This window comes from Sporosalibacterium faouarense, assembly GCF_016765695.1.
Classification (GTDB): Bacteria; Bacillota; Clostridia; order Tissierellales; family VENL01; genus Sporosalibacterium; species Sporosalibacterium faouarense.
In genome coordinates, this window is record NZ_JAETGO010000027.1 from 1 (window position 1) to 16056 (window position 16056).

Here is a 16056-nt window from a genome sequence, read left to right on the forward strand (position 1 = left end):
ATCATACTTATATTATATCATAAAATGAATGATATCGAATCATTGATTTTATGGTGCTTACATGACTAGAGCTGAAAGAATCCTAATAAGTATGGGATTCTTTATTTTTATGCTTAATTCATAAATTATCTCCTGTTGGGGAAATTATAACTAGACTAAAAATATAATTTTCTTAAATAACTAGGAGGGAAATAAATGGGACGTATTAAGATGCCAAGTGCATATACCATTTTGTTTTTAATTATTATAATTGTTGCAGTGCTAACATGGATAGTGCCTGCTGGTGAATATGATTATGTAGATCCAGAAGCTGCTAAAAAAGAGCCAATACCCGGAACTTATCATAGCGTGGATCAGGAAAAACAAGGTATTTGGGATGTAGTCATGTCTCCAGTAGAAGGATTTTATGAAGCTAAGGATGTAGCTTTATTTGTAATTGTAATAGGTGGTTTTCTAGGAGTTGTTATGAAAACTGGAGCAATAGATGCAGGAATTGCTAGAGTAACCAGTACTCTTAAAGGTAATGAAAAATGGATGATTCCTATACTAATGATACTCTTTGGATTAGGAGGTACCAGCTTTGGTATGGCAGAAGAGACAATAGCCTTTTATCCACTACTCTTGCCTGTTTTCATAGCAGCTGGCTATGATTCTGTAACAGCTGTTTCAGTTATACTATTAGGAGCTGGAGTTGGAGTACTAGGATCTACTGTTAACCCATTTGCAACAGGAATAGCAGCTGGATTTGCAGGTGTTTCTATTGGGCAAGGAATAGGGTTAAGGTTACTTATTCTAATAGTTGGTGAATTGGCTGCAATAATTTTCGTTATGAGATATGCGGAAAAAGTGAAAAAAGACCCATCAAAGTCTATAGTACATGATATGTGGGAAGAGAATAGGAAATCTTTTTTATCTAAGGACGATGAAAATGAATTTCCTGAGTTGACTGGAAAAAGGAAACTTATTTTAATCTTATTTGGAGTAACTTTTTTAATTATGGTTTTTGGAGTTATACCATTTGAGGATATCGGTATAACAGCTATACCTACCTTATGGTGGTGGTTTGGTGAATTAACTGCACTATTCCTTGTTTCAGCCATCATTATTGGTTTAGTTGCAGGACTAGGAGAGAAAAAGCTAATCTCATCCTTTGTTTCAGGAGCTAGAGATCTATTAGGAGTAGCATTAATCGTTGGTGTATCCAGAGGTATAACAGTTGTTATGAATTCAGGAAAGATAACTGATACAGTATTAAATTTAGGTGAGAATACATTAGCAGATGTAGGATCAATAGCTTTTGCTGTACTTACTTATTTATTCTATATTCCTTTGTCATTCTTGATTCCATCTACATCAGGATTAGCCACTTTGTCTATGCCTATTATGGCACCATTAGGAGACTTTGCAAATGTAGCTAGAGATATAGTTATAACAGCTTACCAGTCAGCATCGGGTATAGTTAACTTGATAACTCCTACAAGTGCTGTGGTTATGGGTGGATTGGCAATAGCTAAGCTTCCTTATGATAGATGGCTTAGATATGTGTGGAAACTATTGGTTATATTGATGGTAATAATAATCGCTGCTTTAGTAGTTGGTGTAGTATTTTAAAAATATATTTTAAATTTATATTGCATTAATTAAGAGGATACCTTAGGTATCCTTTTAAACATTAAAAAAATAATTAATAATGGGTTTATATTATTCAGAATTGTGGTAAAATTTACATATGTATACAATATAGAATTGATAAATTACACAAGAAATAATTTTATGGCTAAAATTAAGAATATTATTTAAGGAGTTGATTATTAATGACAGATAAAAAGAATCAATTACTAGAGCGAAAGGATATTGAGGAAAAATACAAGTGGGACCTAACATCATTATATGGAAATGATAAAAGGTGGGAAGAGGATTTTGAAGAATTAAAGAAATTATCAGAGGAAATTACTGAGTTCAAAGGGAATGTAACTCAAGATCCTAAAGCTTTATTAAAAGTAATAGAGCTTAAATTAGACATTTCAAGAAAGTCTGAAAATATATTCACTTATGCAAAAATGAGATTAGATGAAGATACAAGAAAAGACAAGTATCAAGGGCTAAATGATAAAGCTAAGAGCTTAATGGTCCAAGTAGAAGAACGACTATCCTTTATTGTTCCTGAGATTTTAAAACTCAGCAAAGAAGAGTTAGAGAAATTCATGGAAGATGAACAGGAATTAAAGCAGTATAAGCATTACTTGGATGAAATATTAAGAAAAAGAGAACATATACTTAGTCCCACAGAGGAGGCCATAATAGCACAAGTTGGTGATGTTGCTAATTCGCCAGAAGATACTTTCTCAATGTTAAATAATGCTGATATTAAATTCCCAGAAATCAAAAATGAGGATGATGAGACGGTAGAAATAACCCATGGTAAGTTTATTCCTCTAATGATGAGTAAAGATAGAAGAGTTAGAAAAGAAGCTTTTGAAGGGTTATATAAGACTTATGAAGGATTTAAAAACACTTTTGCATCTACTTTAACTGGAGAGATAAAAAAGAATATTTTCTATTCTAAAATAAGGAAATATGATTCAGCACTACAAGCTTCATTAGATACAAATAATATACCTACATCAGTATATGATAATTTAATTAAAGCAGTTCATGACAATCTTGATTCTATGCATAAATATGTTAAATTAAGAAAAAAAGCTTTGAAGTTAGATGAGCTACATATGTATGATTTATACACTCCTATAGTTAAAAATGTTGAAATGAAAATACCTTATGATGAAGGTCAGCAAATTGTTTTAAAAGGCTTAAATCCTTTAGGTAAAGATTATCTAAATAGGGTAGAAGAAGGACTAGAGAATAATTGGATAGATGTTTATGAAAATAAGGGTAAAAGAAGTGGAGCATATTCATGGGGCACTTATGATTCAAATCCATTTATTTTACTAAACTATCAAGATACGCTAGATAATGTATTCACATTAGCTCATGAGATGGGTCATTCATTACATAGCTACTATTCGAGAGAGAATCAGCCATATGTATATGGAGGATATAGTATTTTTGTTGCAGAGGTTGCCTCAACTGCCAATGAAGCACTTTTAATGGACTATATGCTTAAAAACACTAATGATAAGAATGAGAAGCTATACTTATTAAATCACTACTTAGAGCAATTTAGAGGAACTGTGTATAGGCAAACTATGTTTGCTGAGTTTGAAAAATTGATACATGAAGAGGCTGAAAAGGGAGAATCTATAACATCAGATAAACTAAGCAATATATATAAGGAATTAAACGAAAAATACTATGGTTCAGATATGGTAATAGATGAAGAAATAGCTATGGAATGGGCAAGAATACCCCATTTTTACTACAACTTTTATGTTTTCCAATATGCTACTGGTTTTTCAGCAGCAGTAGCATTAGCACAGAAAATTTTAAATGGCGAAGAGAAGGCTTTAGATAAGTATATAGGCTTCCTAAGTAGTGGAAGCTCCGACTATCCAATAAATGTTCTTAAAAAGGCTGGAGTGGATATGACGAGCCCACAGCCAGTTGATGATGCATTGAAGCTATTTGGAGAATTAGTTGATGAGATGGAAAAATTAATGGCTGAGTAGGAGTAGTTTCAAAGAAATTACAGAAAAGTCTTGCTTAGAATTATATAGTTTATGAAAATGATTCATGTTAATAATTAGGGTGGTTATTCTTTTGAATATCTGCCCTAATATTGTTTATATCTACTTATTTCTATTTAACAATATTATAAAAAAATATAATTGATAGCTAGACAAAAAATAACTTAGATGCATCTTTAGTATCATATATCTAACATTCTTACTCTTTATATTGCATAATTCTTAAAAAGATTATAAAATTAATATTTAGAGTATCAAGAAAATGAGGGTCATACAATGAAAAGACTAAGTAGTGAAAAAACTATTAAATTAACTATATATTCTCTATTAATAGTAGTTGGATTATTTCCCTTACTATCCTTTATACCGTTGGTGTTTTTACTCTTGTTTATTGTTAGATTTAATGAAGGAGAATTTATTATAAAGGATATAATGAGTAGAAAAGAGCTTATACTACTTACTATTTCTATGATTGCTTCTTCCATAGTTTCTGAACTATGGTATATTAGTATTTTCTTTACTATTTTGTTTATTATGAAAATGGTTTTTATTATTTTAGTTGGAAGATATATAAAAGAAAAGGACATGAATGAAGTAATAATAATAATATTAGGACTAGGATTTATAGTATCAATTATTGGTCTAATTCAATTTATTACAGGAATTGGTGGTATGCCTGATAGTTGGATTGACCAAGGAACTTATACTATAAACTTTAGAGTTTTTTCAACATTCTATAATCCAAATATATTATCAGCTTTTTTAAATTTAGTAATAATTACAGGGTTTACTGTAACTATATATTTAGAGAATAATAGGTTAAAGATATATAGCTACGCTACAGTTGCCATAGCTCTAACAAGTTTATTATTAACTTATTCAAGAGGAGGATGGATATCCTTATGTATTGCTCTTGGGATTGCAAGTTTATATGAGAAATCATATATTAAATATACATTTATTGTAGTCATGGCTTTAGTGTGCTTTGATTATTTTACAGAAGCAGGAAGGTTGTCGGCTAATAAATTATTAACAGACTCTAGTATTTCATACAGATTAGAAGTTTGGAAAGCATCGGTAAAAATAATAAAAGAGAATATTTTATTGGGCATAGGAAAAGGAACTTCATGGTATGAAATACATACTTATTCAGATAAAATAACTTGGTATGTATCCCATGCTCATAATTTATATTTACAAATATTGGTTGAGGGAGGAGTTATAGGACTAGGAGCATACGTATACTTGAGTAGATTAATATGGAAAAAAATAAAATTAGAAGCATTTAACAATACTTCTAATAGAAATATTATATCAACTATCTCATTTATATTCTTCGTATCGCTTTTAATATATGGTATTGTTGATGCAGTACCCTTACTTGAACAAATAGACGTATTTATATGGTTACTAGTAGGGATTAATCTTGGGAATAAAGCTCCTCACATGAATATGAAATCTGCAGAAGTTTAGATAAACTTATCTTTTAGATTCCACCAGAAATTATGGGGGTCTAGGGTAAGTTTATTTATTGTCATGTCTGAGAGCTTTAGGTTTATTTCAACTATATTATCATATTTATGTTGAATTCCATCTACGACCATAAGGATTGAATTCTCATCTCTATATTCTGGATTTACCTTAATAACCATATCATGTTGAACAATAGCACTGGTGGTTAATGAACGATAAACCTTTGAGCTAATTGGTGCTAAAGGGGTTATTTGAAGTACTTTTAAGGTAGGGAATATTATACTCCCACCAGCAGAATAGCTATAAGCAGTACTTCCTGTTGGTGTTGATATTATTAGGCCATCACCACTAAATCTTTCTAGGTAATTATCTGCTATAGATACGTTCATATGAATTACTTTAGAATTGATACCTTTTATGACTATTTCATTTATGCCCACAAGCTCTATGCAACTTGTTCTAGTACAGATTATGGCTTCTACTAAATAGATTTCTTCCATGGTATAATCTTTTTTCTTATAGGATTCTATAAAGTTATCTAAATCACTTGGTGATATTTCTTGAAAAAAACCAAGATGACCAGTGTTAACGCCTACAAAAGGTATATCTGGAAAAGAATAATTATGAACAGCCCTTAGAAAAGCTCCATCTCCTCCTATACAAATGTTTAATTCTGCACAATAGTCATAGGTATTTGAAACTTGATATCCATGTGATTTTAATTTTTTTGCTAGCTCTTCAGCAGTTTTTATCGACTCTTTATCATTATTATGTATAATATTAATAATGTGATTATTTAAATTACAATTAGTCAATATAATTCCCTCCAACAGTATTAAGTATGATTATGAAAAATGTAATAAATGAGTTATAATATATATTATATACACATATATTATACATCATTAACACAGATTAGAAAACTAGGGGTGAAAATTTGAATTTAAAAGAAAATGAAAGTACTTTAGTATATACTGTTAAGTCTAATAATGAGAAATTAGAAGATGTTCTAAAAAATGATTTAGATATATCAGGTAGACTATTTAGAAAACTTTATAAGAATAAAAGGATTTTACATAATGGGGAAAAGGCAAATAAAAAAAGAGCTATAAAAAAAGATGATGTTATAGTCATAATTATGGAAGATGAACAGCATAATTACAAGCCAGAAAAGATGAAACTTGATATTATATATGAGGATAATGATTTGATTTTCATAAATAAGGAACCTGGTGTAGTTGTACACTCTACTAAGAGTCATACTTCAAATACATTGGCCAATGGAATTGCTTATTACTTTAAAGAAAAAAGTATTAAAAAGAAAATAAGATTTGTCAATAGATTAGATATGGATACATCTGGAATCGTAATAGTGGCTAAGAATCCATTTGGACATCAGCAAATGTCTAAGCAATTTGATGATGATACAGTAGAGAAAAAATATTTGGTCTTAGTGGAAGGAAGGGTTGATGAAGATATAGGGGTAATAAATGAGCCTATAGGTAAGGATAAGAATGATACAATTAGAAACATTGTAACAGAAGATGGAAAGCCATCAATTACGGAATATAAAGCAGTACAGAAATTTAAAAATACTAGTCTTCTAGAAGCACAAATATTTACTGGAAGAACTCATCAGATTCGAGTTCATATGAAATATATTGGTCATCCTGTAATAGGAGATGTATTGTACAATAAGCCCAGTACAGTTATAGCTAGGCAAGCTCTACATTCATATTCATTAAAGTTTAACTCTCCTAGAACTGGAGAAAGGCTAGAGGTTAAGGCCTCATTACCAAAAGATATACAAGAGGCTATAGATAAGTTAGGATAAGAAATCGAAAACTGATTTCTTATCCTTTGTTTTATAAAGAAATATGTTATTGTCTTTTCATAGTCTCTTTTATACAGTATACAGGGACCTTCTTTCCGAGATGATGAGAAATACACTTTTCACATTCGTTATGATATTGACAATCTTTAACTGGACATATACATTTATCTTCCTTACTACACATCAAAATCCCTCCCTGTTAAAAATAGATTAATATCTTCAATATTATAGCTATATTATAGCATAAAATCATAATGATTGACAAATTTTTAACGAATAATAATAAAAAAATTGAGGTAGAGTAAAAATGCATAGTTCATCTATATTTTTGTAAACCAGATTATGTTTTTTCTTTTTAAGGAAGCTTTTCTAGAAAAGTTTATCTTGTTAATATAATCATATTTAACAGAATTATTACCCTCTATCATAAAAGTAGTATTATTAATAATAATTTCTAAAGAATTTTGTTCAATTAAATCTCCAAAATAAACTAAACCATCATTTGTTTTAATCTGAACCTTTCTCATACAACTATCCACAATATTCTCCCCCTCATTAAATTAAACATGAATAAACTTGTCCATTCTAAATACTATATTAATAGAGTAAAATCCCCTTACTCTATTAATATAGTATTTAAGGTAAAAATTAAATAGGTCAAGATACTTAAATTCGCTAAATTATTCAATATTTTGCTATAAAAGATGAAAAAGATACAATATTTTTAATTAAAGGAATTCCTTGTTAAATTTTTATACAAGAATATATCTAATTTGTAAATATCCAATCTTCTTAAATAATGACTTATCTAGTCGTTGTAATCATCACCATAGTTTTCATATGACATTCTATCTTTATAGGCGTCCATGACTACAGTATTAATATTTTTTCCATCCTTCGACTCGGTATTTAAACCAATTTCACTAGACATTTCTATTTTGAACTGATTAAGAGCCTTTCTTGCTTCTGGCGCTATATTATTTTTTCTACTCAAAGTTTCACCTCCTCATATTATTAGTATGATAAAAAATGAAATATTTATTTGAGAAAATTGCATGCTAAAATTTATAAAGAAATATATTTAATTTATAAATAGACAATTTCTTCATATAGTAATGTCCTAGAATTTTAGTATTCCAAATTGAGAAAAATAATCTAAATGATTAAATCATTATTGTTAGGATGTCTTGCTGATATAATATCAAATTGCTATAAGGACTTATTTAAGTGTGGTTACTATTGACAAATAAAAATTATATACCTAGATAAATGATAAAATGGAGTGATAATATTGGACTTAATAAAGAAGTGGAATCATAAGCTTAGGCAAGTAGAACAAGAGCTTGAGGATTATAATGATATTCTTTATAATAACAAATTAAATAGTGACATGAAGTATTATTGTATTAGCAGGATTAAATCTAAAAAAGAATACAAGAAGCTCATAGAAAATACAATAGATGAGCTCCTTGCAAAGGAATATGATAAAACGAAACACTAATTATTTAGCTGTAAATACTTTTTTTCTCGACTTATTATGCCTCTAGAATAACTAGTAACATAAGTGCCATGTTCATTATAATATTTCTTTAAATTATAAATGCCGCGATTATACTCAGATAGAATTTTATGATAGTTTTCTCCATATGCATTTTTTAAAATATGTAGATATAGCATACCTAAACCGATGTTATATTGTGGTTCAAAAATTTTATCAGAATCGTATTTTAAGTCCAATATGTAACCATAGGTTTCAGCTAACCATTTTTCGGTGCTAGGAATAATCTGGCAATAACCTCTATCATTATCTGCTCCAACTTCATATTGATTAAAATCACTTTCTAGATCTATAAGGGCTAACACTAGAGAAATTGGTATATCTAATTTAGCACAATACTCTGCTACAACTTCAGCGGTTTCTAAAGATAGAGGAGTAGAGTTTATAATATTTGAAATCTGTTGGTTAGTACTTTTAATACTTCCATTTTTTAATGCCACCATATTAGTTTTACTAGGTATTCTCTTAATATTTTCTTCAGATAACATCGTTATAGAATTTATTGAAATATTTTTATTTTCTTTCTTTACTTCGTTTATACACTTATTAATATCAGAAATATCATTATAAATTATTATATTTGATTTTGATGATTCTTGATTTTCATTTTCTTTTGATTCAGTTGAATTATATTTAATAGACAATAATGGTTTTTTCAATGAACCAATAAAAAATAGAAAAATAATAATAAATAAGCATAAAACTAACCTAATTTTAATTTTCATAACAATCTCCTTATACATTTAAAAAATTACATTAGATTAGTATGTCCAAATTTTTAATTTATATACATCCATATTTTGAAAGAAATTTGAGTTGAGAAAAAGGAAATAATATTTATATAATGAGGAGTGGATTTATGCTTAACAAATTTAAGGAAATAAGAACAAGAAGAAGTAATGGGATATATAATTTAGAATTAAAGTTCAATGAAGAAGATTTCTTTCAACATTATAGCGAAGCTAATAGTGATGTAGCTAAAGAGATATTAGGAAGATATTTAGTAGGTAGAAAAGACCTGGGCAAAGCAGAAAACATTAGTATTATTCATAATCAAGACAATCACACTGTGGATCTTATTACTATATTAAGCTATAAAGATATTTTAGAATAAAAAAATAAAGACAGATAAAAGCTCGTATATAACTGGCACAGATTAGCTCTTATCTGTCTTTATGTGTTTTTTTGTCTCGAAATTCAAAACTTCAACGCCTAAATATATTAGAAATGCAATAATAATGATAAGTACATTCATAATACCATCTCCCTTATTCTTATATTAAATATTATATCATATGATAAGGAAGATAATTCCATTGTCACAGTAACGTAATAAAAATGTAAACATTGTAATAAAAAATATTTTATTCTTTACTTTCTTTGTCTTTGTCGTCATCATCATTAAGTAACTTAAGCATCTCTACCATACCCATAACTTCTTTTACCTTATCTTTATTAAAATTTTTATTCCCTTCTAAGAAGGGTAAAGCAAGTTCAATTATGTCTTCAATAGAAAATCGACTTTTCTTTGAAGGATTTAATACGCTAGAAGCAACATTTACAACGCTTTTAACTTTATCAGTATTAGTGACGATATCTAAAATTGGTCTAATAGTTTTAGCTTTATCATCTGGAATTTCATCCTTAAGTACGTTAATAATATTTGCTAATCTTTCTTTATTACTAGTTACCTCAGCAGAATAAATCGGTTCATATGAATTCGATGTAGAAACAAAGTCTACTAATGACATAATCCTATTGACTTTCTCAAAAGTAAGCACTAGATTATTTACCGTAGGTATATGATTTTCTGGTAGATAAGGACCAACTTTTTTTAAAACCTCAATTTTGGGAGCTATTGTTCTAGGATCGAATGTTTTAGAGATATTTTCAAGATTTAAAGATTTAAAAGTATTATTAAGATTTAAAGACTTAAAAGTATTATTAAGATCTAGAGATTTTATAGTGTTATTAATTGGTTCTAAGATACTTTTAAAGGGACTGTTTTTTGAATCCTTTTCTATAAATAATAAAAGTAAGGGTAATAGTAGAATAATAAAATTATTCTGTAGAATTGATTTATTTTCCTTTGAAGGAACTAAAGCTTTTTCGCTCACCATTATGCCTCCTAATTTCAAATAATTTCATAACAAAATGATCTGTATATTATACTATGAAATTCACATAAATTTTGTTACTAGTAATTTATTTTAATAATGAAGAAGTACATAGTTACTAAATCAAATATAATCTTATAAGAATTTTAATATGTAATTTTCTCAATGATAAGGGTATAATTATAATAGAAAATTTAAGGAGTGATTAGATGGGGTTCTATGAAGAGTTAAGTAAATACTACGATATTATTTTTCCTTATTCAAAAGTAAAGTTAGACTTTATGTTAGATAAAATTGAAGGTGAAGAACCAGTAAGTGTTTTAGATATAGCCTGTGGTACAGGGAGCTATTCAATTGAACTGGCAAAGCTAGGACACAAGGTATCGGGTATTGACTTAGATGAAGATATGATAAGAATTGCTAAGGAAAAGTCAGCTGAGTTTGAGAATGAAATAGATTTTAGGGTGGCAGATATGAGAGATATTAAAGAGATATTTAATACTACGTTTGATTTAATATATTGTATTGGAAATTCTCTTGTACACCTTCAGAGCTATGAAGATGTAATTAGTGAGTTAAAACTTATAAATGAAATGTTAAAGGAAAAAGGTAAGTTAGTGATTCAGATTATTAACTATGATAGAATTTTTAAATATGATTTAGAATGTCTTCCAACAATTGATAGAGAAGAAGAAGGCGTTAAGTTTATTAGAAAATATGATTACAATCTTAAAGAAGACAAGATGTATTTCAATACAAAGATATTAATAGATAGAGACGGAGAAGCTAAGGGATATGACAATTCAGTTCCTCTTTTACCATTGAGAAGTAATGTGTTTAATAATATGTTAAAAGATTGTGGATTTAATAAAATTAATTTTTACGGAGATTTTAATGGAAGTAAGTTTAATAGTGAATCATATCCTTTAATAGTAGTTGCAGAAAAGTAGCTTGTCTTAGATAAGAATTTATATAGTTTCAGTAATATATCCTTACTTTTATACATATAGATTTATGTATAAAAGTAAGGGGGGAGATATAGTGAGTGAAAACAATGATAAAGTTGAAAAAGTAATAGACAAACTCAAGGATAAGTTAAACCCAACTGATGAGCAGTTAAGTAAATTAAAAGACTTGGCTAAGAAATATGATGGAAAATCTGAAGATGATATTTTTGTTGAGATAATTAAATTTAAAGATCAAATGAAGGAAAACATGGATGAAGAAGAGTTTGAGAAGAGAATGAAAAAACTGGAACGTATTCGTCCTATGTTAAATGAGAATCAAGCTAAGAAATTAGATAAATTACTACAGGCATTTAAGGAATCGGAATAAGTTTAGATAATTTAAGGAAGGCACACTTTCGTGTGCCTTTTATTTTACATAAAATATTGAATTGGAATATATGATAGATTAGAAGTACTAAAATTAGACAAAATCATAAATTTATGCTATAATATATCTTCCGACATTATGTAAACTAGGAAGGGTGATAAGAATGAAGTTGACAAAAAAGAAAAAAATATTAGCTATTGTAATTTTGATAGCTATAATAACTTCATTGGGAATACACTTTACATTAAATAATAAAAAAGAATATACAGATTATTCATATACGGAATTTTTGGATAAAGTGGACATAGGAGAAATCAACAAAGTATTTTTAAGTGATAACGAGAAAATAACTGGGACATTAAAAAATGGAAAGTATTTCAAAACAGATAATCCAAGAACAGAAGGGTTTAAAGAGAAGCTCTTAATGTCTGGAGTTACTGTTGAAGAGAATAGTGGTAATACATCAATAAAAGATATTGGTACTTTTATATTTGTAATTCTAGGATTTGCTGGAATTGCTTATTTCTTGAATAAGAATTCTCCAAAGCAAGCTGAGAAAGAAATTACTAAAATGTCCAATATTGATGATGATGGTAACAATTCATCAGTAATTACTTTTGACGATGTAGCGGGAAATGAAGAAGTTAAGGAAAGCTTAAAAGAAATGGTAGATTTCATAAAGAAACCTGAAAAATATGAAAAATACGGTGCTAGAATGCCTAGGGGTGTTATGTTATACGGACCTCCTGGAACAGGAAAGACATTATTGGCAAAGGCATTAGCTGGAGAAGCAAAGGTTCCTTTCTTTGCAGTTACTGGATCTGATTTTATTCAAGTTTATGCAGGACTTGGAGCTAGTAGAATAAGAAGCTTATTTAAAAAAGCAAGGGAATCAGAGAAATGTGTTATTTTCATAGATGAAATTGATGCATTAGGTAAAAAGAGAAGAGGGGGAGCATCTGGTAGTGGTAATGATGAAAGTGACAGAACACTAAATGCTTTATTAACTGAAATGTCAGGATTCAAAGGAAGCGAAGGAATAGTAGTTGTCGGAGCAACAAATAGAATAGATACCTTGGATGAAGCTTTACTAAGACCTGGTAGATTTGATAGACAGATCGAGGTAGGTTTACCAGATGTAAATGCTAGACATAAAATATTAAAACTTCACAGTAGAAATAAACCTGTTTCTAAGGATGTTGATTTAGGAAAAGTAGCTTATCAAACTGTATACTTTAGTGGAGCTAAATTAGAAAATCTAATGAATGAATCTGCTATGATTGCTGCTAAGAGGAATGAAGAAAAGATTACTATGATCCATATTGATAAAGCATATTATACAGTTGTAGCTGGAGAAGAGAAAAAGGATAGAAGTGCAATTTCTCTCTCAGACAAAAAAATCACTGCTTATCATGAATCTGGACATGCTTTAGTAACTAAGCTTGTATCTCCAGAAAACAGGGTTACAAAAGTAACAATAATACCAAGTACCAAAGGTGCAGGAGGATTCAGTATGAACCTGCCACCAGATAAAATGTATAGAACTAAGAGAGATATTATGAATAATATTATGATAGCCTTAGGAGGTAGAGCTGCTGAAGAAATTATCTTTGGTAAGGATATGATTACTACAGGAGCTTCAAATGACATAGAGAAGGCTACTGACATGGCTCTAACTATGATAAGTAGGCTAGGTATGGATAGTGAATCAGGTCTAGTGAACTATGATGTATTATTAGGTCATAACTCAGGAACAAATGCCCATGTTCAAGGAAGGGTTAAATCTCTAATTGATGACCAATATAAAAAGACTAGAAAGCTTTTAGAAGAAAATAGAGATTTACTTGATAAGATAACAAACAGATTGTTAGAAACTGAAAATATAAATGAAGATGAATTAAACGAAATAATAGAAAATAAAGAGACTTTAAACTAAGGAAACTATGGGATGTAATCTCATAGTTTTTTTATTTTATTAGAACTCTTGAAATATTATTTGATGATTTTTGATGTGAAATAGAATTATTTAAACTTAAAAAAATATGATAAAATCATAATTAAGAATTCATGGAATGAGTACCTGACTGGTCAAGCAATTATTAATTTTCTCAATTAAATTACTTATGATGATTAAATGCTTCCATAATATATAAAGAAAAGGAGTTGAAAATAATGGGGAATATCAGATACATAGAAGACGAATACTATGATAGAGAGGCCATTAAGGGGCTATATAACGACTCAAAGTGGTATGCCTATACAAATGATATGGATAGACTTATAGCTGCATTATAGAACTCTCTAAAGGTTATTACAGCATGGGATAGAGACAAACTTATAGTTCTAATAAGAAAAGCAATATAAAGTCAAGTCTTGAAAAATAGAGGAAAAGCTCACATGGTTTACATAACACTAGATAATAGAAGGATTTTTAGGTTAATGTAAAATTAATGGTTTTTACAAAACAGTATTTTGTAGTATAATAAGAGCAACAAAACAATCCTGAGATGTTCGTTAGCCTTGATAATTCAACCGACATTGAATTATCGGGAACTCGGGTCCTTCAATGTATGTCATGCCTAATTAGGACTTCAGAAATTGAAGGCAGAGTACCCACCTGCTAAGAAGCGGGCGTGAATTATAAGAGCGACGACATAACGGGGGTTTACCCTAAGCTTTAGCTTAGGGATTTTTATTTTTTGGAAAAAAAGTTAATTGTTAACATTAGTTAAATAAATTTAGCTCTTTAATTAATATAATATTAACACCCTTTTAATACACTTTTTTAGAAATTATTGTATAGTGTAAATAGCATTAATTATATTAGGAGGGTTATTATGGAAGGGGCTCTTAAACATAATTTGTATTATGAGTTTAAAGATATTATTGATAATAGAAAAATAAAAACACTTTATCAGCCAATTGTTGGACTGAAAAGTGGGGATATATTAGGGTATGAAGCTTTAAGTAGAGGTCCCCAAAACTCTTACTATTTTAGCCCACTAAACCTTTTTAAATCTGCTAGAGAATATGATATGCTTTGGGATTTAGAGCTGGTTTGTAGACAAAAAGCATTAGAAAATAGTCAAGCAAGGGTAGGAGATAAAAAGCTTTTTATAAATATAGACCCTAATACTATACAAGATAAGAAATTTAAACAAGGATTTACAAAACTACTATTACAAGATTTCAATATAAATCCTTATGATATTATTTTTGAAATAAATGAAAATACTGCAATTAGTGACTATAGGAAGCTTAGAGATGCATTAGATAATTATTCTGAACAAGGATATCAGATTGCTTTGGATGATGCTGGGTCAGGATATTCTGGACTAGTTTTATTAGCAGAGACACATCCAAATTTTATCAAAATAGACATGAGCTTAGTTAGAGATATAGATAAAAATAAATTTAAACAAGATTTAATGAGGACATTTTGCGAGTTTTCTAAAAATACAAGCATAAAGGTAATTGCTGAAGGAATAGAAACAGAAAATGAGTTAAAGACATTAATTGAACTAGGCGTAGAGTATGGACAAGGATACCTTCTACAGGAGCCAAAAGAAGAAATTTTTAAGAGCATAGACTTTAGAAAACTAGAGTTAATAAGCGACTTAAATTTTAAAGGGACAACTTTAAAAGAGGGAAATTTAAACGACTATTGTATTGGTAATATGTCTCGAAAGGATACTCCAATAGTTAAAACATCAACGATAAAGGATGTAAATGAAATTTTTGTAAATCATCATACATTACAGGGACTAGTAGTGGTAGAGGATGATAAACCAATTGGATTAATAATGAGAAATAAGTTCTATTTTAGATTACTTAAAGATGGATTTAAGGGTACAGAAGAAAAATATATAGAAGATATAATGTTGAAATTGCCCTTAACAGTTGATTATAGAGCTTCAATAAAGAAAGTAGTTGAATTAGCTATGTCAAGAAGAGAAGAAAGAACCTATGATTACGTAATTGTTTCCAAGGATAATGAATATCATGGGATTGTTCCGATACTCACTATCCTGGAGTCACTTAAAAATGTTAATAAATAAGTTTATTATATAAATATAAGTTAAGTCTGCTAATTTG

17 protein-coding genes and 1 other RNA gene are annotated in these 16056 nt (G+C 28.9%); 12 read left to right on the top strand and 6 right to left on the bottom strand.

Annotated features, from left to right (window positions below):
* Positions 1-195 precede the first annotated feature (195 nt).
* From JMO20_RS04135 to JMO20_RS04145, 3 genes are all read left to right on the top strand, one after another.
* A complete protein-coding gene (locus tag JMO20_RS04135) occupies positions 196-1611 on the top strand; it encodes a YfcC family protein (RefSeq protein ID WP_202708274.1) in 1416 nt (471 codons plus the stop codon).
* 203 nt (positions 1612-1814) lie between these two features.
* Positions 1815-3626: an oligoendopeptidase F gene (gene pepF, locus JMO20_RS04140; protein WP_202708275.1), complete on the top strand. Its 1812-nt coding sequence runs from the start codon at positions 1815-1817 to the stop codon at positions 3624-3626.
* A 294-nt stretch (positions 3627-3920) separates the two neighbouring features.
* The gene (locus JMO20_RS04145) at positions 3921-5117 is read left to right on the top strand and encodes an O-antigen ligase family protein (RefSeq protein ID WP_202708276.1); all 1197 of its coding nucleotides are present in this window, start codon (positions 3921-3923) and stop codon (positions 5115-5117) included.
* Here JMO20_RS04145 and JMO20_RS04150 read toward each other — a convergent pair.
* Entirely contained in the window at positions 5114-5932 is an 819-nt protein-coding gene (locus JMO20_RS04150; protein WP_202708277.1) for an NAD(+)/NADH kinase, read from the bottom strand. The two genes, JMO20_RS04145 and JMO20_RS04150, sit on opposite strands and share 4 nt — an antisense overlap.
* 122 nt (positions 5933-6054) lie before the next feature.
* Between JMO20_RS04150 and JMO20_RS04155 the strand changes: the two genes are divergently transcribed.
* Positions 6055-6951, top strand: coding sequence for an RluA family pseudouridine synthase (locus JMO20_RS04155; protein WP_202708278.1), 897 nt, complete (start codon positions 6055-6057; stop codon positions 6949-6951).
* A gap of 46 nt (positions 6952-6997) precedes the next feature.
* On the opposite strand, the gene JMO20_RS04160 is transcribed toward JMO20_RS04155, so the two are convergent.
* The 3 genes from JMO20_RS04160 to JMO20_RS04170 form a co-directional block, all read right to left on the bottom strand.
* Entirely contained in the window at positions 6998-7135 is a 138-nt protein-coding gene (locus tag JMO20_RS04160; RefSeq protein ID WP_202708279.1) for a hypothetical protein, read from the bottom strand.
* 136 nt (positions 7136-7271) lie between these two features.
* On the bottom strand, positions 7272-7490 hold the full coding sequence (locus tag JMO20_RS04165; RefSeq protein WP_202708280.1) for a hypothetical protein: 219 nt from the start codon (positions 7488-7490) through the stop codon (positions 7272-7274).
* Between the two features lie 269 nt (positions 7491-7759).
* The gene (locus JMO20_RS04170; RefSeq protein ID WP_202708281.1) at positions 7760-7945 is read right to left on the bottom strand and encodes a small, acid-soluble spore protein, alpha/beta type; all 186 of its coding nucleotides are present in this window, start codon (positions 7943-7945) and stop codon (positions 7760-7762) included.
* Positions 7946-8242: 297 nt separating this feature from the next.
* Between JMO20_RS04170 and JMO20_RS04175 the strand changes: the two genes are divergently transcribed.
* Positions 8243-8452: a hypothetical protein gene (locus JMO20_RS04175; RefSeq protein ID WP_202708282.1), complete on the top strand. Its 210-nt coding sequence runs from the start codon at positions 8243-8245 to the stop codon at positions 8450-8452.
* On the opposite strand, the gene JMO20_RS04180 is transcribed toward JMO20_RS04175, so the two are convergent.
* Positions 8449-9234 carry a lytic transglycosylase domain-containing protein gene (locus tag JMO20_RS04180; protein WP_202708283.1) on the bottom strand — a complete coding sequence of 262 codons (786 nt, stop codon included), beginning with the start codon at positions 9232-9234 and terminating at the stop codon, positions 8449-8451. The two genes, JMO20_RS04175 and JMO20_RS04180, sit on opposite strands and share 4 nt — an antisense overlap.
* 134 nt (positions 9235-9368) lie before the next feature.
* On the opposite strand from JMO20_RS04180, the gene JMO20_RS04185 reads away from it, so the two are divergent.
* Positions 9369-9623: a hypothetical protein gene (locus JMO20_RS04185; protein WP_202708284.1), complete on the top strand. Its 255-nt coding sequence runs from the start codon at positions 9369-9371 to the stop codon at positions 9621-9623.
* Positions 9624-9873: 250 nt separating this feature from the next.
* On the opposite strand, the gene JMO20_RS04190 is transcribed toward JMO20_RS04185, so the two are convergent.
* A complete protein-coding gene (locus JMO20_RS04190; RefSeq protein ID WP_202708285.1) occupies positions 9874-10626 on the bottom strand; it encodes a hypothetical protein in 753 nt (250 codons plus the stop codon).
* Positions 10627-10835: 209 nt separating this feature from the next.
* Here JMO20_RS04190 and JMO20_RS04195 point away from each other — a divergent pair, with 209 nt between their 5' ends.
* The 6 genes from JMO20_RS04195 (at position 10836) to JMO20_RS04215 (ending at position 16019) form a co-directional block, all read left to right on the top strand.
* Positions 10836-11576, top strand: coding sequence for a class I SAM-dependent methyltransferase (locus JMO20_RS04195; protein ID WP_202708286.1), 741 nt, complete (start codon positions 10836-10838; stop codon positions 11574-11576).
* Between the two features lie 91 nt (positions 11577-11667).
* Positions 11668-11961 (top strand): Spy/CpxP family protein refolding chaperone, encoded by a 294-nt coding sequence (locus JMO20_RS04200; RefSeq protein WP_202708287.1) that lies wholly within the window; start codon positions 11668-11670, stop codon positions 11959-11961.
* Positions 11962-12124: 163 nt separating this feature from the next.
* Complete coding sequence (gene ftsH, locus JMO20_RS04205) at positions 12125-13897, top strand: ATP-dependent zinc metalloprotease FtsH (RefSeq protein ID WP_202708288.1); 1773 nt, start codon at positions 12125-12127, stop codon at positions 13895-13897.
* Positions 13898-14133: 236 nt separating this feature from the next.
* On the top strand, positions 14134-14256 hold the full coding sequence (locus JMO20_RS20265; RefSeq protein WP_279380051.1) for a hypothetical protein: 123 nt from the start codon (positions 14134-14136) through the stop codon (positions 14254-14256).
* A gap of 201 nt (positions 14257-14457) precedes the next feature.
* Positions 14458-14629: non-coding RNA, 6S RNA (gene ssrS / locus JMO20_RS04210), on the top strand.
* A gap of 169 nt (positions 14630-14798) precedes the next feature.
* Positions 14799-16019, top strand: a complete 1221-nt coding sequence (locus tag JMO20_RS04215) for an EAL domain-containing protein (RefSeq protein WP_202708289.1) — start codon at positions 14799-14801, stop codon at positions 16017-16019.
* Positions 16020-16056 lie beyond the last annotated feature (37 nt).